General features: G+C 69.6%; 15 protein-coding genes. 13 read left to right on the top strand and 2 right to left on the bottom strand.

Annotation, left to right across the window (positions count from 1 at the left end):
* Positions 1-202: 202 nt before the first annotated feature.
* Complete coding sequence (locus ACSMFO_RS24890) at positions 203-3,181, bottom strand: BTAD domain-containing putative transcriptional regulator (RefSeq protein WP_436460686.1); 2,979 nt, start codon at positions 3,179-3,181, stop codon at positions 203-205.
* A 416-nt stretch (positions 3,182-3,597) separates the two neighbouring features.
* Between ACSMFO_RS24890 and ACSMFO_RS24895 the strand changes: the two genes are divergently transcribed.
* The 4 genes from ACSMFO_RS24895 (at position 3,598) to ACSMFO_RS24910 (ending at position 6,796) form a co-directional block, all read left to right on the top strand.
* Positions 3,598-3,993, top strand: coding sequence for a GntR family transcriptional regulator (locus ACSMFO_RS24895; RefSeq protein ID WP_016336295.1), 396 nt, complete (start codon positions 3,598-3,600; stop codon positions 3,991-3,993).
* A complete protein-coding gene (locus ACSMFO_RS24900; protein WP_436460687.1) occupies positions 3,990-4,853 on the top strand; it encodes an ABC transporter ATP-binding protein in 864 nt (287 codons plus the stop codon). The genes ACSMFO_RS24895 and ACSMFO_RS24900 overlap by 4 nt, the downstream gene beginning before the upstream one ends.
* Before the next feature lie 9 nt (positions 4,854-4,862).
* Positions 4,863-5,651, top strand: coding sequence for an ABC transporter permease (locus tag ACSMFO_RS24905; protein WP_436460688.1), 789 nt, complete (start codon positions 4,863-4,865; stop codon positions 5,649-5,651).
* A 224-nt stretch (positions 5,652-5,875) separates the two neighbouring features.
* Positions 5,876-6,796, top strand: coding sequence for an ABC transporter permease subunit (locus tag ACSMFO_RS24910; protein WP_436460689.1), 921 nt, complete (start codon positions 5,876-5,878; stop codon positions 6,794-6,796).
* A 20-nt stretch (positions 6,797-6,816) separates the two neighbouring features.
* Here the strand turns inward: ACSMFO_RS24910 and asnB are convergent, their stop codons facing one another.
* Entirely contained in the window at positions 6,817-8,649 is a 1,833-nt protein-coding gene (gene asnB, locus ACSMFO_RS24915) for an asparagine synthase (glutamine-hydrolyzing) (RefSeq protein WP_436460690.1), read from the bottom strand.
* 344 nt (positions 8,650-8,993) lie between these two features.
* Here asnB and kdpF point away from each other — a divergent pair, with 344 nt between their 5' ends.
* The 9 genes from kdpF to smc all read left to right on the top strand — a co-directional run bounded on the left by kdpF (position 8,994) and on the right by smc (position 21,665).
* On the top strand, positions 8,994-9,095 hold the full coding sequence (gene kdpF / locus ACSMFO_RS24920; protein WP_007031325.1) for a K(+)-transporting ATPase subunit F: 102 nt from the start codon (positions 8,994-8,996) through the stop codon (positions 9,093-9,095).
* Positions 9,095-10,765: a potassium-transporting ATPase subunit KdpA gene (gene kdpA / locus ACSMFO_RS24925; protein ID WP_038509763.1), complete on the top strand. Its 1,671-nt coding sequence runs from the start codon at positions 9,095-9,097 to the stop codon at positions 10,763-10,765. Before kdpF ends, kdpA begins: the two co-directional genes overlap by 1 nt.
* Positions 10,762-12,855, top strand: coding sequence for a potassium-transporting ATPase subunit KdpB (gene kdpB / locus ACSMFO_RS24930; protein ID WP_436460691.1), 2,094 nt, complete (start codon positions 10,762-10,764; stop codon positions 12,853-12,855). Before kdpA ends, kdpB begins: the two co-directional genes overlap by 4 nt.
* A 4-nt stretch (positions 12,856-12,859) precedes the next feature.
* Positions 12,860-13,471, top strand: coding sequence for a potassium-transporting ATPase subunit C (locus ACSMFO_RS24935; RefSeq protein WP_436460692.1), 612 nt, complete (start codon positions 12,860-12,862; stop codon positions 13,469-13,471).
* 5 nt (positions 13,472-13,476) lie between these two features.
* On the top strand, positions 13,477-16,062 hold the full coding sequence (locus tag ACSMFO_RS24940; RefSeq protein WP_436460693.1) for a DUF4118 domain-containing protein: 2,586 nt from the start codon (positions 13,477-13,479) through the stop codon (positions 16,060-16,062).
* Positions 16,059-16,760: a response regulator gene (locus ACSMFO_RS24945; RefSeq protein ID WP_037342241.1), complete on the top strand. Its 702-nt coding sequence runs from the start codon at positions 16,059-16,061 to the stop codon at positions 16,758-16,760. Before ACSMFO_RS24940 ends, ACSMFO_RS24945 begins: the two co-directional genes overlap by 4 nt.
* Before the next feature lie 112 nt (positions 16,761-16,872).
* Positions 16,873-17,436, top strand: a complete 564-nt coding sequence (locus ACSMFO_RS24950; RefSeq protein ID WP_436460694.1) for a hypothetical protein — start codon at positions 16,873-16,875, stop codon at positions 17,434-17,436.
* 253 nt (positions 17,437-17,689) lie between these two features.
* The gene (locus ACSMFO_RS24955; RefSeq protein WP_360125396.1) at positions 17,690-17,977 is read left to right on the top strand and encodes an acylphosphatase; all 288 of its coding nucleotides are present in this window, start codon (positions 17,690-17,692) and stop codon (positions 17,975-17,977) included.
* 88 nt (positions 17,978-18,065) lie between these two features.
* Entirely contained in the window at positions 18,066-21,665 is a 3,600-nt protein-coding gene (smc, locus tag ACSMFO_RS24960; protein WP_436460695.1) for a chromosome segregation protein SMC, read from the top strand.
* The last annotated feature ends 44 nt before the right edge of the window (positions 21,666-21,709 follow it).

The raw sequence follows: 21,709 nt of genomic DNA on the forward strand, positions 1-21,709 counted from the left end.
GGCGGAGTGCCCAGGACCAGGGCACGCCGGGTCGTGAGTGTTTCGGGTCGTTCTAACGACCCGAAACACTCACGAGGCGGCACCTGCGACCGAACCGCCGCTCCCCGTAGCCAACCGGGGGCGAAGGCTCCTTTCGTCGCGTCAGACTCGGTGAAGGGAGCCTTCAGCCCACACCACTCCGCCCACGTTTGTCCTGCCTGAGCTAAAGCTCGTCCAGGATCAGCTTCGCGCGTTCTTCGACGAGCCGGTAGCCGGAGCGCGCGGCGAGTTCGAGGGCCAGCTCACCGTGTGTCCGGGCTTCCGTGAGCTTCCCCAGTTTCAGCAGGGTTTCCGCGAGCCCGGTCCGCGCGGCGGCCTCACACCAGAAGAAACTGGTCGTCCGCGCGATGGACAACGCGAGCCGGTAGTGCTCGGCCGCCTCCTCGGGCTGGCCGAGCCGCAGGCAGACCTCGCCGAGCCCGACGAGCGTCCAGGCTTCGGTGCCCCGGTCGCCGATCTTGCGGGTGAGTTCGACGGCTTCGAGCGCGTCCGTGCGGTTCTGTTCGCTCGGGTCGCGCCTGCTTTCGAGGACGGCCCTGCCGGACAGCGCGGTCGCCTCGCCGTAGGTGTAGCCCAGTTCGCGGTTGGCCGCGAGGGCGCGGGTGTAGAAGTCGTAGGCGTCGTCGGGAAGGCCGAGGTCACGGTGCACGTTGCCGAGGTCGACCAGCAGCACCGCGACGCTGAACCGCGCGCCGTCCCGTTCGGAGACCGCCAGCGCGCGGGTGAAGTTGGCGAGCGCCTCGTCGAGCTGACCCGTCTGCCAGTACGGAAAACCGAGGTTCGCCAGCGCCATCGAGACGGCGGGCATGTTCAGTTCTTCGCACAGCCGCAGGGATTCCAGCCCGCAGCGGATGGCCTCCTGCGGGTCGCCGAGCCGCTGGTGCACCGCGCTCAGGTTGTTGAGCACGGCCGCGCGGCCGGCGTCCCAGCCGTCGAGGAGGTCGCCGCGCAGGGCGCTGGTGAGGTGCTCGCGCGCTTCGTCGTAGCGGCCGCTGTTGACGCAGGCGAGCGCGATGCTCAGGTGCATCGCGGCTTGTGCCTGCCCGGCTTCGCTGCGGCGGGCGGCCTTGAGCGCCGTCGAGGCCGTGTCGATCCATTCCGCGTGATGACCGCGCTGGTGGAAGAAGGCGCGGAGCGCGTCGGCGAGATGCCACGAGAACTCGGCCGGGCCGTGTTCGGCGCTGTGCTCGACGGCGGCGGCGAGGTTCGGCCACTCGGCGTCGAGCCACGCCAGCGCCTCGTCGGTGTCGGCGAAGGGTGCGTCCGCCGGTTCTTCGCGCGGCAGGCGCAGGAAATGCGGGATGAGGGCGCGGCCCGCGGCGTCGGCCGTGGTCAGGTAGCTCTCGAAGAGCCGCCTCTCCGCGGCCTCCCGTTCGGCCTTCGTGTCCTCCGACAGCGTGCGGCCCGCCGCGAAACTGCGGAGAAGATCGTGGAACCGGTAGCGACCCGGCGTGTAGCGCTCGACCAGATGCGCCGCCGCCAGCGCCTTGAGCTGCTGGTTCGCCTTCGAATGCGGAACGCCGGTCAGCGCCTGGGCGGCGGGGGCGGTGAACGTCTGTCCGGGGACGAGCGCGAGACGGCGGAACAGCTCGCGATGCTCCTCGGGAAGCGCCCGGTAGGAGACGCCGAACGCCGTGGTCACTGCACTTTCCTCGGCGCCGTCGACGGTCAGTTCCGCCAGCGGGTCGCCACCGGCCAGCTCGCGGGCGAGTTCGGCGATCTCGGGTTCGCCGCTCGCGCCGAGGTTGGCCGCCGCGATCCGGAGGGCGAGCGGGAGATGCCCGCACAGCCGGGCCAGTTCCGCGGCCGCGCCTTCCTCGGCGGCGACGGTCTCGCTGCCGAGCACGGCCTCCAGCAGATGCCGCGCGTCCTCGGCGGGCAGTACGGACAGCGGGAGCGCGCGGGCGCCGGTGCGGGCGATGAGGTCGCCGAGCCGTTGGCGGCTGGTGACCAGGACGGTGCCCGACGGCGGCAGCAGCGGCAGCACCTGTCCGCTGTCGCGCACGTTGTCCAGCACCAGGAGCACCCGCCGGTCGGCGAGGAGGGAACGGAGCAACGCGGCCCGCGTGTCGATGTCCGGCGGGATCGCCTTGGGCGCGGTGCCGAGCGCCTGCAGGAGCTGGGTGAGCGCGACGGCCGGGGTGAGCGGTTCGTGGTCGGGATCGAAACCGCGCAGGTCGAGATAGAGCTGGCCGTCGGGGAAAGCGTCGCGGACGTGGTGGGCCCACCGGACCGCGAGCGCGGTCTTGCCGACCCCTGCGGTCCCGCTGATGACCCAGATGTCGGTGCCCTCGCCCGCGTGCCGGGTCGCCTCGTCGAGCCGCTCCAGTTCGGCCGCGCGCCCGGCGAACCCGCGGACGTCGTGCGGCAGCTGGGCGGGGCGGACCGGCTCGGCCCTGGTCGCCGGTTCCAGCGCAGGATCGGCGCCGAGGATGGCGGTTTCCAGTCGCCGCAGCTCCGGGGACGGGTCGAGCCCCAGCTCGGAGCCGAGCCGGTCCCGCAAGGCGCGGAAGGCTTCGAGGGCGTCGTCGGTGCGGCCTTCGCGGTGCAGCGCGAGCATGAGCTGCCCGACGAACCGCTGCCGCAGGGGATGCGCGGCGACCAGTTCGGTCAGCTCGGCGAGGACCTGCCTGCCGCGCCCGAGCCGCAGCTGCGCCTCGGCCCGATCCTCCAGCGCCGTCCAGCGTGCCTCGTGCACGCCGCCGCGGAGCCGTTGCGCGACCTCGCCGCTCACCACGTCGGACAACGCGTCGCCGCGCCACAGGCCGAGGGCCTCGTCCAGGAGTTCCACGGCCGTCTCGTCGTCGGCGTCGCGGGCTTGCGCCGTCAGTTCGGTGAAGCGGTGCAGGTCGACCTGGCGCGCGTCGACCTTGAGCAGGTACCGGGTCCCCTCGGAGACGATCTCCGGCCCGCCCGCGCCGCGGAACACCGCACGCAGCCTCGACACCAGCGCTTGCACGGTGTTCCGCGCACTGGCGGGCGGTTCTTCGGGCCAGAGCAGGTCGATGATCCGGTCGCGCGGCACCGGCTTGCCCGCTTCCAGCAGCAGGACCGCCAGCACGAGCCGTTGTTTGGGCGAGCCGAGATCGACCGGAACGCCACCGGCCCACGCCTCGACGGCGCCGAGGACGCGGAACTCCACCCGGCCACCTCCGCTCACCCTCGTCAGAGCCTGCAAGCGTAGTGCAAGCGCCCTGCATCCGGACGGCGTGATCCTTGCCAGGTGTCCACCGAGGACCCGTCGCCGGAACCGTGCCCAACCAACCAGACGGGCAGGACCCCCCATTCGGTTCCGGTACGACGGTGGGCACCTTCAACTTGCACAGGCACCGCCATCTGACGGCGGTGGGGGTTGGGGGTAGTGCCAGCTCGACGTCTTCCCCCGTGTCGTCGAACTGGCACTTCTTCTTGACTGGGGCTGGGGTTTTCCGTGAAGGCCCCCTTGAGGGATCCAGAGTCCCTCAAGGGGGCCTTCACGTCTTTTCCACGTGATCACTTGACAGGCGCGGACGCCTGCCTGCACCCTTTCACTACTTAATTAGTGAAAGGGTGTTGCCAGTGGTCACCTTCCACCTGGACAAGGGCTCGGGCGTCGCGACGTACGTCCAGCTCGTCCAGCAGGTCAAGAACGCCCTGCGCCTGGGATTGCTGGAGCCGGGGGACCGGCTGCCGACGGCGAAGGAGGTGGTCGCCGAGCTGGCGATCAACCCCAACACCGTCCTCAAGGCCTATCGCGAACTGGAGCGCGAAGGGCTCGTCGAAGGGAAGCCGGGCCTCGGCACCTTCGTTCAGAAGACGCTCGGAGGCGCTTCGTTCGCGGAGCGCACGCGGTTGCGGAAAAGCCTGGGGGCTTGGGTCCGCGACGCGCGGGAATCGGGGCTGGATCAGGAAGACGTCGAGGCGCTGTTCACCTCCGTGGTGGTCGACGGCTTTCGAGGGGAGCGGACCGCGTGACTGAGAAACCCGACCTCGAGGCGACCGGCCTCGCCAAGCGCTATCGCCGCAAGTGGGCGCTGCGCGACTGCTCCCTCTCCGTCCCGAAAGGACGGGTCGTCGCACTGGTCGGGCCCAACGGCGCCGGCAAGACGACCTTCCTCCACCTGGCCGTCGGGCTGCTCGACGCGACCCTCGGCTCGGTCTCGATCCAGGGAACCGCCGCCTTCCTCGCGCAGGACAAGCCGTTGTACCCGGGCTTCAGCATCGCCGAGATGCTCAAGTTCGGCAGGCGCCTCAACCCGGGCTGGGACGACGAGTTCGCGCTCAAGCGCATCGATTCGCTCGGGCTCGCCTTGAACCACAAGGTCGGCAAGCTGTCCGGCGGGCAGCGAGCGCAGGTCGCGCTCACCCTCGCGCTCGCGAAACGCCCGGACCTGCTGGTACTCGACGAGCCGCTCGCGAACCTCGACCCGCTGGCCCGTCACGAGGTCATGCGCGGGCTGATGGAGGCGGTCGCCGAAACCGGCATGACCGTGCTGCTCTCGTCCCACGTCGTCTCCGACCTGGAGAACACGTGCGACTGGCTGATCGTCCTCAACGGTGGCCGCGTCCAGGTCAGCGGCGACATCGACGAACTCGTCGCCGGGCACCGCACGCTCACCGGACCGGTGGAGGAGGCCGACGCGCTGGCCAAGCGCGTCACGGTCGTCGACGAAGCCCGCGCCGGGAGGCAGGCGACCGTGTTCGCCCGCACCGAGCCGGTTCCGCTCGGTCCACAGTGGAGCGAACGACCGGCGAACCTCGAAGAACTGGTGCTCGCGTACCTGCGGCGCCCCGAATCCGCGAGCCTGCCTCGCCCGACACTGGCTTCGGCGTAAGGGGGAACGATGTTCTGGCTCACCTACCGCCAGCACCGGATGCAGCTGCTGATCACGGCCGGTCTGCTCGCCGCCGTCGGGATCCTGTTGCTGGTCAACGGGAACGCCGCCGCGGACAGCCCGGATCCGGCGAAACTCTTCAAGGATCTGTACACCTATCTCTCCTGGCTCCAGGTCGTCCCGGTGGCGATCGGTGTCTTCTGGGGCGCCCCGCTCGTCGCGGCCGAATACGAGCGCGGCACGACGAAACTCGCCTGGATCCAGTCGATCTCGCGGTTCCGCTGGCTCGGCGTGAAGCTGGGTTTCCTCGCCGTCCTCGCCACCCTCGGCGGGCTCGCGTTCGGCGCGATGATGCAGCGCTGGGTGGAGGCCTTCCCCACCGATCGCGGCGACATCGCCTTCACCAGCCGCTTCGACAACCCGGTCCTGTTCACGATGACCGGCGTCGCGCCCGGCGCGTGGTGGCTCTTCGGGTTCGTGCTCGGTACCGCCGCGGGCGCGCTCATCCGCAAGACCCTGCCCGCCATCGCCGTCACCATCGCGGTGGCCGTCGGCCTGATGATCGGCCTGAGCAACGTCCGTGACGGCTACGCGGAACCCGAACTCGTCCCGCTCGGCAAGGAGCCCGTCGGCCGGGTCGTGGAGATGATCAGGGACGCCGCCGGGGAGATCACCGCGCTCAAGGTCCTGCCGCAGGACTGGTACTGGCGTTTCCAATGGACCGAAGCCGCGATCCTGACGGGGTTCTCGCTGCTGCTCGCCGTCGCCGCGACCTTCGCCGTCCGTCGCCGCTCCTAAAAAGTGGTAAGGCAAAGGTGGCGTATTCGTCAGCTGGGCTGAAGGGGGCTTTCGCTGCGTCTGATGCGGTGATGGGCCCCTTCGCGTCTTGCCGGTCGGGCGGTTTCGCGTGACTGCAGGGACGACACGCGTGATCAGACGGACGACACACGTGATCAGACGGACGACACGCGTGTCCAGGCAGACGACACGCGACCTTCGCCGCTCCTAGAAAGGCACTCTCGTTGCTTTGGCTCACCTGGCGGCAGCACCGCACCCAGCTGCTCGTCACCCTCGGGTTCCTCGCCGTGATCGGCGGGATCCTGCTCCTGTCCGGACAAGCCGCACTCGGCTCGGCGAGCGGCAAGATCGCCTCGTACTGCTACGGCGGCGGCGTGCCCTGCCGCGAGTACGACGCGGGGCTGGAAGACCTCTACCAGAAGGTCTACCCGCTGATCGTGATCCTGCCGTTCGTCCCGTTGCTGGCGGGTGTCTTCTGGGGCGCGCCGTTGCTCGCCAAGGAATACGAACGCGGCACGTATCAGCTCGTCTGGACGCAGTCGGTGAGCCGCGGGCGCTGGCTGGCCGCCAAGTTCGGCGTCCTCGCGGTGGCCGCGGCGCTCGCCGGGCTCGCTTCGGGACAGATGTTCGGCCGGTGGCTGGAAATCTTTCCCGGCAAGGCGGAGACGCTGAACGAGACGTCGTACTTCGGTGCTGTCGGCGTCGCGCCCGCCGCGTGGTGGTTGTTCGCGTTCGTCCTCGGTACCGCGGCGGGGGTGCTGGTGCGCAAGACCTTGCCCGCCATCGCGATCACGGCCGCGGTGTTCGTCGCGGCCTCGATCACCCTGATGCTGTTGCGGCCGCACTACGCCGAGCCGGTCCGGACGGTCGGCGTCGATCCCTCCACAAAGGACGGGTTGATCGTGCGGGCGGGCCGGGTCGCGCCGGACGGCCGGGAGCTGCGCCTGCTCGACGAGGTGCCCGAATGTCCTCGCGGCAAGGGGATGAACGCCTGTGTCGAGGCGGCGGGCTACCGGGACTTCACCGTCTACCAGCCCGCCGGCCGGTTCTGGCGGTTCCAGTGGACCGAGGCGGGCATTCTGCTCGCCGCGACCGCGGTGCTCGGGGGTGTCGCGGCAGGGGGCACGGTCCGCCGCCGTCGCTGAGACGGCGGCGGACCGAGACCTCAGTCCAGCTGCAGTTCGGGCCGGTACAGGTCGAACCAGTGGTAGAGGTCCAGCGCCCGGTCGATCCCGGAGCGCTGGGCCGAGGACATCGTCGCCGGGTCCACTTCGGACACCCGGTGCAGCCAGTCGCGGTCGACCAGCTCGAACACCGGGTTGTCCCGTTCGGTCAGGGCCTCCTTGGCCTGCTGCTGCAACGCCGCCGCGTAGCCGGGGTCCTGAGTGGACGGATACGGGCTCTTGACCCGGTCCCGCACCGAGGCCGGGAGCACGTGTTCGGTCGCGTGCCGCAGCAGGCTCTTCTCCCTGCCGTCGAACGTCTTCAGCGACCAAGGCGTGTTGTAGACGTACTCGACGAGGCGGTGGTCGCAGAAGGGCACTCGCACTTCGAGCCCGACCGCCATCGACGCCCGGTCCTTGCGGTCCAGCAGCATCCGCACGAACCGGCTCAGGTGCAGGTTGCAGACCGTGCGCATCTTGCGGTCCTGCTCGCTTTCGCCGTCGAGGTGCTCGACCTGCGCGACGGCGGTGGCGTACTGGTCGGCGATGTAGCCGGGCAGGTCCAGCTTCTTCTGGACCTCACCGCGCAGGAGGGCGCCGCGCTCACTGGTGAGCCCCATCCGGAAGGCGAGCCAGGGGAACGTCCCCGAGTTCACCGCGGCCTCGTCGTGGAACCAGCGGTAGCCGCCGAAGACCTCGTCGGCGGATTCACCGGACAGCGCCACCGTCGACTCCGCGCGGATCGCCTTGAACAGCAGGTACAGCGACGTGTCCATGTCGCCGAGCCCGGCCGGGATGTCCCGCGCGGCCAGCACCTTGCGGCGGACCTCCGGGTCGCTGAGCTCGGCCGGGTTCAGCACGACGTCCTTGTGGTCGGAGCCGACCAGCTGCGCGACGTCGCGGATGAAGGGCGAGTCCGGGGTGTCGCGCACCTCGTCCGGTTTGAAGTTCTCCTCCTGGCCCTGGAAATCGACGGAGAACGTGCGCAGCCGCTCGCCCTGTTCGGCCAGCCGCGCCGCGGCGAGACCGGTGACGGCGCTGGAGTCGAGCCCACCCGAAAGCAGGACGCAGCGGGGCACGTCGGCGATCAGCTGACGGTGCACGATGTCGGTCATCAGCTCGCGAACCCGCTCGACCGTGGTCTCCTGGTCGTCCGTGTGCTGCTTCGCGTCGAGCTTCCAGTACGTCCGCGTGCGGATCCCGGAGCGGTCGACCGTGACGATCGTGCCCGGGCCGACCTCGTGCATGCCCTTCCACAGCGACCAGCCCGGGGTTTTGGTCATGGACATCAGTTCGCGCAGACCGTCGGTGTCGACCACCTTGCGCGCCAAGGGATTCGCGAGGATCGCCTTCGGCTCGGAACCGAAGAGGACGCCGCCCGAGGTCGGGTAGTAGTAGAACGGCTTGATACCCATGCGGTCGCGGATCATCACGAGCTTCTCGTCGCGCTCGTCCCAGATCGCGAAGGCGTACATGCCGTTGAGATGGTCGACGACCTCGTCGCCCCACTCCAGATAGCCGTGGAGCACGACCTCGGTGTCGCTGTCGGTCTCGAACTTGTGGCCCCGCTTGAGAAGTTCCTCGCGCAGCTCGGTGAAGTTGTACGCCTCACCGCTGTAGACCATCGCGGCCAGCCCGGCCTCGGCCATCGGCTGCCTGCCGCCCGGCAGGTCGATGATCGCCAGCCGCCGGTGGCCCAGCGCGACGTTCGGCCGGACCCAGGTGCCCGAGTCGTCCGGTCCGCGGCACGCCATCGTCTCGGTCATCGCGTCGACGATCTCGCGACGCTGTGTCAGGTCCGTGCCGTAGGAGACCCACCCTGCGATTCCGCACATCGCTACCTCCTGGTGATTAGTTAGCACATACAACTATCCGTAACACTGGTGTAACACGCTTCGTGCGGCTTGTCTGCCCGAATTGCACGCTCCGTCCGCAGTGCGTCACGGTCTGTGGGGCACGTCACCGGGCATCAAGAAGTCGTAAAGGCACCCGATCGGGGCATCAAGAGGCCGTCAGTCCGAGGCCGGAAGCGCCGTGACCTGGCGCAGTGTTGCGGGGTCCTGGTCGCCGATGGGGTGACCTGTCCTGAGAGGTGCCTAGTGGCCGACTTGCTCTACGCCGTGCTCCTGATCGGCGTATTCGTGGTTCTCGCCCTGACCCTTCGCGGTCTGGAAAAGCTGTGACCGGCACGGGAGCCGTGGCCAACGTCGTCGGCGGATTGCTGGCGCTGGGGCTGATCGTCTATTTGTTCATCGCACTGGTCAGGCCGGAGAAATTCTGATGTCAGACACGATGGCCGGCCTCTTGCAGGCCGGCCTCCTCCTCGTCGCGCTCGCCGTGGTCTACCGGCCATTGGGCGATTACATGGCGCGCGTCTTCACTGTGTCTTCTGTCGAGAAGCACACCAAGGCCGAACGCGGCCTGTACCGCCTGTTCCGGGTGAACCCCGGATCGGAACAGCACTGGAAGACCTACGCGTCCGCCGTGATCGGCTTCTCGTTCGTCTCCGTCGTCTTCCTGTACCTGCTTCAACGGCTCCAAGCGATCCTGCCGTGGAGCCTCGGCAAGGAACCGGTCTCGCCGGCGGTCGCCTTCAACACCGCCGTCAGCTTCGTGACGAACACGAACTGGCAGTCCTACAGCCCCGAGGCGACCATGGGTCACTTCGTGCAGATGGCCGGCCTGACCGTGCAGAATTTCCTTTCCGCCGCCGTCGGCCTTTCGGTCGCCATCGCGGTCGTCCGCGGCTTCGTCCGCTCGAAGACCGACCGCCTCGGCAACTTCTGGGTGGACCTGACGCGCGGCACGATCCGGATCCTGCTGCCGATCGCGTTCGTGGCGGCGATCGCGCTGATCGCGCTCGGCGTCGTGCAGAGCCTCAAGAGCGGCGTCGACGTCCTCAATCCGGACGGCAGCACGAGCAAGATCGCGCTCGCGCCCGCCGCGAGCCAGGAGGCCATCAAGGAACTCGGTACCAACGGCGGAGGCATCTTCAACGCCAACTCCGCGCACCCGTTCGAGAACCCGAACGCCTGGACCAACCTGATCGAGATCTTCCTGATCCTGGTCATCCCGGTCTCGCTGACCCGCACCTTCGGCAAACTCGTCGGCAACACGCGGCAGGGCTACGTCCTGCTTTCGGTGATGGCCGGGCTGTTCACTGCGATGCTCGCGGTCACCTGGCTGTCCGAAGCCAACGCGAGCGGACCGGCGTCGCTGGCCGCCGGGGCGAACCTGGAGGGCAAGGAACAGCGGTTCGGCATCGGCCTGAGTTCGCTGTTCGCCAATGCCACCACCGGCACGTCGACCGGCGCGGTCAACGGCGCGCACGACAGCTACAGCGGGCTCGGCGGCGGAGGCGCGCTGCTCAACATGCTGCTGGGCGAGATCTCGCCGGGCGGGGTGGGCACCGGTCTGTACGGCATCCTCGTGATGGCCGTGATCGCGATGTTCCTCGCCGGGCTGATGGTCGGCCGGACGCCGGAATACCTGGGGAAGAAGCTCGGCAAACGCGAGGTCACCTGCGCGGCCGTCTCCATGCTGGCGATGCCGACCGTGGTCCTGCTCGGCTCCGGTGTCGCGCTGATGCTGGCCGACACCCCGGCCGCCATGACGAACTCGGGCGCGCACGGCCTTTCCGAAGTCCTTTACGCCTACGCCTCGGCGGGCAACAACAACGGCAGCGCGTTCGGCGGGCTCACCGTGACGAACGACTGGTTCCAGTCCTCGCTGTCGGTGGCGATGCTGCTCGGCCGGTTCATCCCGATCCTGGCCGTGCTGTGCCTGGCCGGATCCCTCGCCTCCCAACGGAAGGTTCCGGAGACCGCCGGCACGCTGCCCACCACCGGGCCGCTCTTCGGCACGATGCTCGCGGGCACGATCGTGCTCGTCGCGGCCCTCACCTTCATCCCGGCGCTCGCGCTCGGGCCCATCGCAGAGGCACTCGCATGACCGTCACCCAAGAACGCACGCCCGAAGAAACAACCCAGCACCACGTGGAGAACACCGGCCGGGTCGGCGCGGGGATCTTCAGCCCGCGCCAGCTGCTGACCTCGCTCCCGGAGGCGTTGCGCAAGCTCAACCCCAAGCACCAGCTCGGCAACCCGGTCATGTTCGTGGTGTGGATCGGCTCGGCGCTGACCACGGTCTTCGCGTTCACCGACCCGAGCGTGTTCACCATCCTCATCACGATCTGGCTGTGGTTCACCGTCCTGTTCGCGAACCTCGCCGAGGCCGTCGCGGAGGGCCGGGGCAAGGCGCAGGCGGAAACCCTGCGGCGCAGCAAGAAGGAGACCGTCGCGCGCCGTCTCACCGAGGACGGCGACGAGGAGACCGTGCCGGGAGCCGACCTGCGCGTCGGTGACCTGGTGGTCGTCGAGGCCGGGCAGGTCATCCCGGGTGACGGCGACGTCGTCGAGGGCATCGCGACCGTCGACGAATCGGCCATCACCGGCGAATCGGCCCCGGTCATCCGCGAATCGGGCGGCGACCGGTGCGCCGTCACCGGCGGTACCACGGTGCTTTCCGACCGCGTCGTCGTGAAGATCACCACCAAACCCGGTGAGTCCTTTGTGGACCGCATGATCGCCTTGGTGGAGGGCGCTTCCCGGCAGAAGACGCCGAACGAGATCGCGCTGACGATCCTGCTCTCCACGCTCACGATCATCTTCCTGCTCGCCGTCGTGGCGCTGCAGCCGATGGCGGGCTACTCGGGCAGCCAGCAGTCGGTGATCGTGCTGACCGCGTTGCTGGTCTGCCTGATCCCGACGACGATCGGCGCGCTGCTGTCCGCGATCGGCATCGCGGGCATGGACCGGCTGGTGCAGCGCAACGTCCTCGCCACCAGCGGTCGCGCGGTGGAGGCCGCGGGCGACGTTTCGACACTGCTGCTGGACAAGACCGGCACGATCACCTTCGGCAACCGCAAGGCCACCGAGCTGATCCCGGTCGGTGAGTCCACTGTGGACGACATCGCCAAGGCGGCCCGGCTCTCCAGCCTCGCCGACGGCACGCCGGAGGGCCGCAGCATCGTCGAACTCGTCGCGAGGGAGCACGGGCTCGCGGAGACCGCGTCCGCCGACGAGAAGCTCGCGGACTTCGTCGAGTTCACCGCGCAGACCCGGATGAGCGGTATCGACATCGGCGAGCGCCAGGTCCGCAAGGGGGCCACCGCCGCGGTGCGCGAGTGGGTCCGCGAACGCGGCGGCGACATGCCGGACGAGACCGAAAGCGTCGTCGACGAGATCAGCCAGCAGGGCGGGACCCCGCTGGTGGTCGCGGAGTACGACGGCGCGAAAGCGTTCGTGCGCGGCGTGATCCGGCTGTCCGATGTGGTCAAACCCGGGATGAAGGAGCGGTTCGTCCAGCTCCGCTCGATGGGGATCAAGACCGTCATGATCACCGGGGACAACCCGCTCACCGCCAAGGCCATCGCGCAGGACGCGGGCGTCGACGACTACCTCGCCGAGGCCAAACCCGAAGACAAGATGGCGCTGATCAAGAAGGAGCAGGAAGGCGGGCGGCTGGTCGCGATGACCGGCGACGGCACCAACGACGCCCCCGCGCTCGCGCAGTCCGACGTCGGCGTCGCGATGAACACCGGGACCTCCGCCGCCAAGGAGGCGGGGAACATGGTGGACCTCGACTCCGATCCGACGAAGCTGATCGAGATCGTGGAGATCGGCAAGCAGTTGCTGATCACCCGCGGCGCGCTGACCACCTTCAGCGTCGCCAACGACCTCGCGAAGTACTTCGCGATCCTCCCCGCGATGTTCACCGGCATCTTCGCCCAGCTCGGCGCGCTCAACGTCATGCAGCTCGCGACGCCGAAGTCGGCGATCCTGTCGGCCGTCATCTTCAACGCCCTGATCATCGTCGGGCTGATCCCGCTCGCCCTGCGCGGCGTCCGGTACAAACCGTCCTCGGCCTCGGCGCTGCTGCGCCGGAACCTGCTGGTCTACGGCCTCGGCGGCATCGTCAGCCCGTTCCTCGGGATCTGGCTGATCGATCTGCTCGTCCGTCTCATCCCTGGAATCGGGTGACCTCGTGAAACCGTTGTTCAAACAGACCCTCGCCGGGCTGCGGGTCCTGCTCGTCTTCACCGTCCTGCTGGGTGTCGTCTACCCGCTCGGCGTGTGGGCGGTCTCCCGCATCCCCGGCCTCGAAGGCAACGCCGAGGGCTCGATCATCACCCAGAACGGGCAAGCCGTCGGCTCGGCCCGGATCGGTGTCGACCCGGTCGCGGAGGACCCCGCCAAGGATCCGTGGTTCCACAACCGCCCGTCCGCGGGCTCGAAGGACGTCCTCGGCCCCGGTGACCCGTCGTCGTCCGGCCCGTCGAACAAGGGCCCGTACAACGAGGACCTGGTCGCCGCGATCGGCGAACGCAAGAAGCTCATCGCCGCTCGCGAAGGCGTCGAGGAGTCGCAGGTGCCGGCCGACGCGGTGACGGCGTCGGGATCGGGGATGGACCCGGCGATCAGCGTCGCCTATGCCGACCTCCAGATCCCGCGAGTGGCCAGGAACACGGGCCTGCCCGAGGAGAAGGTCCGGCAGCTCGTCGCGGAGAACACGAGCGGCGCCGGGATCGGTGTGCCGGGCGTCAATGTGCTGAAGGTCAACTTGGCCGTGCGCGACGCGGCCGGAGGAGCACACTGACAGACGTGGACGAGAACACGACCAAGCCGCGCCGGGGTGAGCTGAGGATCTACCTCGGCGCGGCCCCGGGCGTCGGCAAGACCTACGCGATGCTCGGCGAGGCGCGACGCCGCCTCGACCGGGGCACCGACGTGGTCGTCGGCCTGGTCGAGACGCACGGGCGGAAGAAGACCGCGGAGCTCGTCGAAGGCCTGGAGACCGTGCCGCGCCGCCGGTCCGCGCACCGCGACCGCGAATTCGAGGAGATGGATCTCGACGCCCTGATCGCCCGTGCCCCCGAGGTCGCGGTGGTCGACGAACTCGCGCACACCAACGTGCCCGGTTCGCGCAACGAGAAGCGCTGGCAGGACATCGACGAACTGCTCGCCGCCGGGATCGACGTCCTCTCCACGGTCAACGTGCAGCATCTGCAGAGCCTCAACGACGTCGTCGAGCGGATCACCGGCGTCACCCAGCAGGAGACGGTGCCCGACGAGGTCGTGCGGCGGGCCGAGCAGCTGGAGCTGGTCGACATCACCCCCGAAGCGCTCCGGCGGCGGCTGGCGCACGGCAACGTGTACCCGGCCGAGCGGATCGACGCGGCGCTGGGCAACTACTTCCGGCCCGGCAACCTCACCGCGCTGCGGGAGCTCGCGCTGCTGTGGGTCGCCGACCAGGTCGACGTCGCGCTGCAGCGGTACCGGGCCGAGCAGAAGATCACCGACACGTGGGAAGCCCGCGAACGGGTGGTCGTGTCCATCACCGGCGGGCCGGAGAGCGAGACGCTGATCCGCCGTGCGAGCCGCATCGCGAACCGCGCGGGCGCCGAACTGCAGGTGCTGCACATCCTGCGCGGCGACGGGCTCGCCGGGATGGGGCCGACGGCGGTCGGCAAGTACCGGAAACTGGCCGAGGAGGTCGGCGCGACCTTCCACACCGTCGTCGGCGACGACGTGCCGACCGCGCTGCTCGACTTCGCGCAGGGGGTGAACGCCACACAGCTGGTCGTCGGGACCTCACGCCGGTCACGCGTGGCGCGGCTGTTCGACGAAGGCATCGGCGCGGCCGTGGTCCAGCGCTCCGGCCCGATCGACGTCCACATGGTCACGCACGCCCAAGCGGGCGGACGGCTGCGCGCCCGGTTCAACCGCAGCCCGCTCACGGCTTCGCGGCGGCTGACCGGCTGGGCGCTCTCGCTGGTGCTGCCCGCGTTGGCGACGCTGGTCGGTGTCCTGCTGCGGGATCACCTCGACTTCTCCACCGACGTGGTCGACTACGTCCTCGCGACGGTGCTGGTCGCGCTCGCGGGCGGGCTCGGGCCCGCGCTGCTCGCGGCGGTGGTCTCGGCCGGGTTGCTGAACTTCTTCTTCACCCCGCCGCTGTACACGCTGACCGTCCACGAACCGCGCAACGTGATCACGCTGGTCGCGATGGTGCTGGTGGCGATCCTCGTCGCGGCGGTCGTCGACACCGCGGCCCGGCGCGCGACGCAGGCCGCGCGGGCGCGGACCGAGGCGGCGCTGCTGGCGTCGTACGCGCGGACCGTGCTCACCCACACCAATCCGATCGAGCGGCTGCTGGAGAAGGTCCGCGAGAACTTCGGGATGACTTCGGTGACCCTGCTGGAAAAACGGGACGGGAAGTGGAAACGGGTGGCGAACGCCGGCACGGATCCCTGCGCGGACCCGGATCAGGCCGACGCCGACATCGCCGTCACCGCCGACGTCCACCTGACGCTGCGGGGCCGCGCGCTGCCCGCGTCGGACCGGGGAGTGCTGGAAGCCGTCGCAGGGCAGGCGTTGCTGGCCCTGCGGCAGCAGCGGACGGCGAAGGCGGCCATCCGGGCCGAGCGCAAGGCCGAGGCGACCGAACTGCGCACGGCGTTGCTTTCGGCCGTGGGACACGATCTCCGGACGCCGCTGACGTCCATCAAGGCGTCCATCGGGAGCCTGCGCGCGACCGACATCTCACTGTCCGAAGAGGACACCGACGAGCTGCTCGAAGCGATCGAGGAATCGGCCGACCGGCTCGCCGGGCTGATCGACAACCTGCTCGACTCCTCGCGGCTGGCGACCGGAGCGGTGCGTCCGCACCTGCGTCCGGTGGGCTACGACGAGGTCGTCTCGCACGCGTTGTCCAATGTGGACAACTCGGATTCGGTCGTGGTCGCGATCGACTCGCGGCTGCCGTCGGTGTGCGCCGACCCCGGCCTGCTGGAACGAGTGGTGGCGAACGTGATCGACAACGCCCTGCGCCACGGCGCGTCCGGCGAGCCGGTCTCGGCACGCGCCAGCACGCATTCCGAACACGTCGAACTGCGTATCGTCGACCACGGGCGCGGGCTCAAGAAGGGCACCGCGGACTCGGCTTTCGCGCCGTTCCAACGGCTCGGGGGAGACCGGGACAGCGTGCCCGGCGTGGGACTGGGGCTTTCGGTCGCCAAGGGGTTCACCGAGGCGATGGGCGGGCGGATCCGGGCGGAGGACACGCCGGGCGGCGGGCTCACCGTCGTCATCTCACTGCCCGCATATGTTGGTCAGGATCCGGAAAAGAGCCTCCTCGCCTTCGACGACGAGGGCCTCGAGAACGAAGAGGAGGAGCGAGTGCGATGAGCGCAGACAACGCGTCGGCGACCGTGCTGGTCGTCGACGACGAACCGCAGATCGTGCGAGCCCTGCGGATCAACCTGTCCGCCCGCGGCTACAAGGTGATCACCGCGCACGACGGGACGGCCGCGCTGAAGGCCGTCGCCGAGACCAAACCCGACGTCGTCGTGCTCGACCTCGGCCTGCCCGATCTCGACGGCACCGAGGTCATCGCCGGGCTCCGCGGCTGGACGACGGTGCCGATCATCGTGCTGTCCGCGCGCGGCGACTCGGCCGACAAGGTGCAGGCCCTCGACGCCGGCGCCGACGACTACGTCACCAAACCCTTCGGCATGGACGAACTGCTCGCGCGGCTCCGCGCGGCCGTCCGCCGGTCGGCCACGTCCAGTGTGGACGGTGCGGACGCCGTGGTGGACACGGGATCCTTCCGGATCGATCTCGCGGCGAAGAAGGTGCGGCGTGACGGCAAGGAAGTGCATCTCACCAAGACCGAATGGGGCGTGCTGGAACTGCTGGTGCGCAACCGCGGCCGTCTGGTGGCGCAGAAGCAGCTGCTGCACGAGGTGTGGGGGCCGACTTACGAGACGGAGTCGCACTACCTGCGGGTGTATCTGGCGCAGCTGCGGCGGAAACTGGAGCCGGAACCCTCGCGGCCGCGGCACCTGCTGACGGAACCGGGGATGGGGTACCGCTTCGAAATGTGAGCCCGTCGTGGTCCCCGGATGTCCTGAACGACCCTTTCATGACACGCGGACGTGACCCCCGAACGCTATGAAAGGACCTTTCCTTGCGAAATTTGCAACGAAAGGTCCTTTCATGGCACGTGGTGAGGCCTACTGGGCGCTGCTCGTCGAAGTGTCGGTGCCGGAGGTGCTGGACCGGGCCGACGAGGAGTCGGGTGCGCCACTGGAGCTCGAGCCGCCACCCGGCGGGGTTTCCCCTGTCGTAGTTGTCGTGGGAGGCGGCGTCGTAGTGGTCGGCGGATTCGACGTCGTCGGCTTCGGCGTGGTGGGCTTCGGAGTGGTCGACGACGGCGGCAGCACCGTACGCGTCGGCTCACCTCCGCCCGGGGTCGTCGCGGGCGGCGGCGGGGCGACGACGCTCGTCGTCTCCTTGCCGTCCAGGCCGACCGACGTCACCGTGGTCGGCGGAGCCGTCGAGCTGGACGGGGCGCCGGGGGTCGGTGAGCCGCTGACGGTCATCGGGCCGCCGGGGACGGCGTTGCCCGGCACCAGCTGGACGCCGGCGGGGGCGACGCCCTGTCCGCCGCCGGGGATACCGGTGCCGCCCGCGGTGGCGGACACGCCGGGACCCGCGAGTTCGGCGATCGCGGCGAAGGCCGTCGCCACCACGAGGCCGCTGACGCCGAGTACGGCGTAGCCTGCGCGGTTGAGCTTGCCGGTGGCGCCGCGCGGGGGTGCCACGGACACGCGTGCGCTCGAATCAGACCCGTCGGGACGGGGCATGTGCTGGCTCCTCGGATGGGGGGCTTCGGGGAGTTCGGCTACCCGGGCGAGGTAGCCCGAAGTGGGGACCCGGCGCGGAGATTATCACCGCCGCTTCACCGTCTGCGAACTACAGCGAGCGTCGTGTTCACCCTCCGCGTTCATCCACATGGTGCACGATAGGGGTCGTGAGTGAAGAAGTAACGCACATCAGGTTGACCGCGTGGGTGCACGGGCGGGTGCAGGGTGTCGGTTTCCGCTGGTGGACCCGCAGCAGGGCCCTTGAGCTGGGGTTGGTCGGCAGCGCGGGCAATCTGGCCGACGGGCGTGTCGAGGTGGTAGCGGAGGGTGTTCGTGAACACTGTGAGCGGCTTTTGACTGCTTTGCGCTCCGGGGAATCACCCGGAAGTGTGGACCACGTCGTCGAACGCTGGTCGCCCGCGAAGGGCGGGCTCCGCGGGTTCGTGGAGCGCTGAGGCCCCGCGTCCCACGATCACCGTGAGCACACAGGTAGCCTGGGCCGATTGAACGACCGGTTCCCGCAGCCAGAGGGGTCAGCACGACGTGCACCTGAAGAGCCTGACGCTCAAGGGCTTCAAGTCCTTCGCCTCGGCGACGACGTTGCGTTTCGAGCCGGGCATCACCTGCGTCGTCGGACCGAACGGGTCCGGCAAGTCGAACGTCCTCGACGCGCTTCGCTGGGTCATGGGCACCCAGGGCGCGAAGGACCTTCGCGGCGGCAAGATGGAGGACGTCATCTTCGCCGGGACCGCCGGCCGTGCCCCGCTCGGGCGCGCCGAGGTCACCCTGACGATCGACAACGCCGACGGCGCGCTGCCGATCGAGTACTCCGAGGTCTCCATCACCCGCCGGATGTTCCGTGACGGCGCGAGCGAATACGAGATCAACGGCGACCGCTGCCGTCTGATGGACGTGCAGGAACTGCTGTCGGACTCCGGTATCGGCCGCGAGATGCACGTCATCGTCGGGCAGGGTCAGCTTTCGGCGATCCTCGAATCCAAGCCCGAGGAGCGCCGCGCCTTCATCGAAGAGGCCGCCGGTGTCCTCAAGCACCGCAAGCGCAAGGAACAGACCCTGCGCAAGCTCGCGAACATGCAGGGCAACCTCGACCGCCTCGGCGACCTCACCACCGAGCTGCGCCGTCAGCTCAAACCGCTGGGCAAGCAGGCCGAGATCGCCCGCAAGGCGCAGTGGGTGCAGTCCGAACTGCGTGACGCCCGGCTGAGGCTGTTCGCCCACGACCTCGTCACCCAGCGCGCGGGTATCGCCAAGGAAGAGGCCGACGAACGCGTCGCCCGCCAGCGTCGCGCCGAGGTCGAGCAGGCGCTGGAGATCGTCGCCGCCGAGGAGGCCGAGCTCGAAGCGTCGCTCGCCGAGGACGCGCCGAAGCTGGCCGCGGCCCAGGAGACTTGGTACAAGCTGTCCGCGTTGACGGAGCGGCTGCGCGGCACGGTGCGGCTCGCGCTGGAGCGTCAGCGGCATCTGTCGTCCGACGTGCAGCAGGCGAGCACCGGCCGCGACCCCGACGAGCTGCTGGCCGAGGCGGAGCAGGTCGCCGAGCGGGAGCAGGAGCTCAACGAAGCCGTCGCCGAGGCACGCCTGGTGCTTTCGGAGACCGTCCAGCGGCGCGAGCAGCTCGAACACCTCGTCCAGGCCGCCGAGCGCGCGCATATGGCCGCCGTCCGCGCGATCGCCGACCGCCGGGAAGGGCTCGCGAAGCTCACCGGGCAGGTCGAGGCGCTGCGCAGCAAGAACGGCGCGACCTCCGACGAGATCGACCGGCTCACCGTGTCGCTCGAAGAGGCCGCCGAGCGTGCGGAGATCGCCGTCGAGGAACTCGAAGAGGCCAAGGCCGAAGGCGGTGTCGAGGAGTCCGACGACCTCGACCTGCAGGCCCACCACGATCGCGCGGTGGAGGCCAACAACGCCGCCAAGGCCCGCGTCGAAGAGCTGGTCAAGGCCGAGCGTGCCGCCGAACGCGAGATCGCGTCGGAGAAGGCACGCGTCGAGGCGCTGTCGATGGGCTTGCGGCGCAAGGACGGCGCCGGCGCGCTGCTCGGCGCACAGCACGAACTGCCGGGCCTGCTCGGCTCGGTCGCCGCGCTGCTCACCGTCGAAGCCGGACACGAGGTCGCGCTGGCCGCGGCGCTCGGCCCGGTCGCCGACGCGGTCGCGGTCAACGGCGGCGCCGACGCGCTCGCCGCGCTGAAGTTCTTGAAGGACAACGATTCCGGTCGCGCGGGCATTCTGCTCGGCGGGCTGGAATCCACTGTGGACACCAGTACCTGGCCGTCGTTGCCCGGGGGCGCGCGCTGGGCGCGTGAAGTGGTCACGGCGCCGCCCGCGTTGCGTTCCGCCGTCGAGCACGCGCTCGACCGGGTGGCCATTGTGGACGGTCTGGAATCCGCGCGCCGTCTCGTCGAGGTGTACCCCGAGGTCAGCACGGTCACGCCCGAGGGCGATGTCTTCGGCGCGCGCTGGGCGGTCGGTGGTTCGGCTCGCAGCGAGAGTGTCATCGAGGTGCAGGCCGCGGTCGACGAGGCCGGCGACCGCCTGAACGCCGCCGAGCGCGCGCTGGAACGCACCGCCGCGGAGCTCGAAGGCGCCCGCGCCGGGCAGGCCGCCCGGCGCGAAGAGGTCGGCAGGGCCAAGGATGCGCTCGGGGACGCGAAGGTCCGCAAGGCGCGCTCGTCCGAGCGACTCAACCGGATGCAGCAGGCCGCGCGTGCTGCGCAGGCCGAGATGGACCGGCTGAGCAATCAGCGTGCCAAGGTCGAGCAGAGCCGCGAAGAGGCGCTGCGGCAGCTCGCCGAACTGGAAGAGCGGCTGGCCGCCGTCGCCGAACAGGAAGTCGACGAGGATCCGGACACCGCCGAGCGCGACCAGGCCGCCGAAGACCTCGGCACGGTCCGCCAGGAGGAGATGGAGTCCCGGCTCGCGCTGCGCACCGCCGAGGAGCGCGCGCGGAGCATCCAGGGCAAGGCCGAATCGCTCCGCCGGGCGGCGCACGCCGAGCGGCAGGCCCGCGAACGGGCCGAAAAGTCCAGGGCCGCGCGGAAACGCGGCGCCGAGATCGCCAACGCGGTGGTCAACGGCGGCGAGATCGCGTTGGAGCGCATCGAGGTCTCCGTGCAGCGCGCCGCCCACGAGCGGGACGAGGCGCAGGCGCAGCGGCAGTCGCGGGAGACCGCGCTGACCCAGGTCCGCAGCAAGGTCCGTGAGCTGACCGGCGAACTGGAGAAGCTCACCGACGCCGTCCACCGCGACGAGGTGCTGCGTGCCGAGCAGCGGCTGCGGCTCGAACAGCTCGAAACCAAGATCGCCGAAGACTTCGGCATCGGCCTCGAGGACCTCGTCTCCGAGTACGGTCCGGACGTCCCCGTGCCGCCGAGCGCGGGGGAGATGGCCGAGTACGAGGCCGCCAAGGAACGCGGCGAGGACGTCACCCCGCCGCCGCCCATGCCGTTCGACCGCGACACCCAGGCCCGCCGGGCGAAGCGCGCGGAGAAGGACCTGAGCCTGCTGGGCAAGGTCAACCCGCTGGCGCTGGAGGAGTTCGCGGCGCTGGAGGAACGCTACAAGTTCCTCTCGACCCAGCTCGAAGACCTCAAGGACACCCGCAAGGACCTCGAAGCCGTCATCAAGCAGGTCGACGAAAAGATCCTCGAGGTCTTCGCGTCGGCGTACGAGGACGTCGCGCGCGAGTTCGAGACCGTGTTCGGCGTGCTGTTCCCGGGTGGCGAGGGGCGCATGGTGCTCACGCAGCCCAACGACCTGCTCTCCACCGGCGTCGACGTCGAAGCGCGCCCGCCGGGCAAGAAGGTCAAGCGGCTCTCGCTGCTTTCCGGTGGCGAGAAGTCGCTCGTCGCCGTCGGCATGCTGGTGGCGATCTTCCGCGCCCGGCCTTCGCCCTTCTACGTCATGGACGAGGTCGAGGCCGCGCTCGACGACACCAACATGCGACGGCTGATCGGGCTGCTGGAGCAGCTGCGCGACTCCTCGCAGCTGATCATCATCACCCACCAGAAGCCGACCATGGAGATCGCCGACGCCCTGTACGGCGTTTCGATGCAGGGCGACGGCATCACGAAGGTGATCTCGCAGCGGCTGCGAACGTCCGAAGAAGAGCCGGTCACCGCCTAGTGTTTATTCGCGGGGCACGGCCAAGGTGCCATGCTCACTCGCTC

Origin of the sequence: Amycolatopsis sp. w19 (genome assembly GCF_051373225.1) — a bacterium.
GTDB lineage: Bacteria > Actinomycetota > Actinomycetes > Mycobacteriales > Pseudonocardiaceae > Amycolatopsis > Amycolatopsis japonica.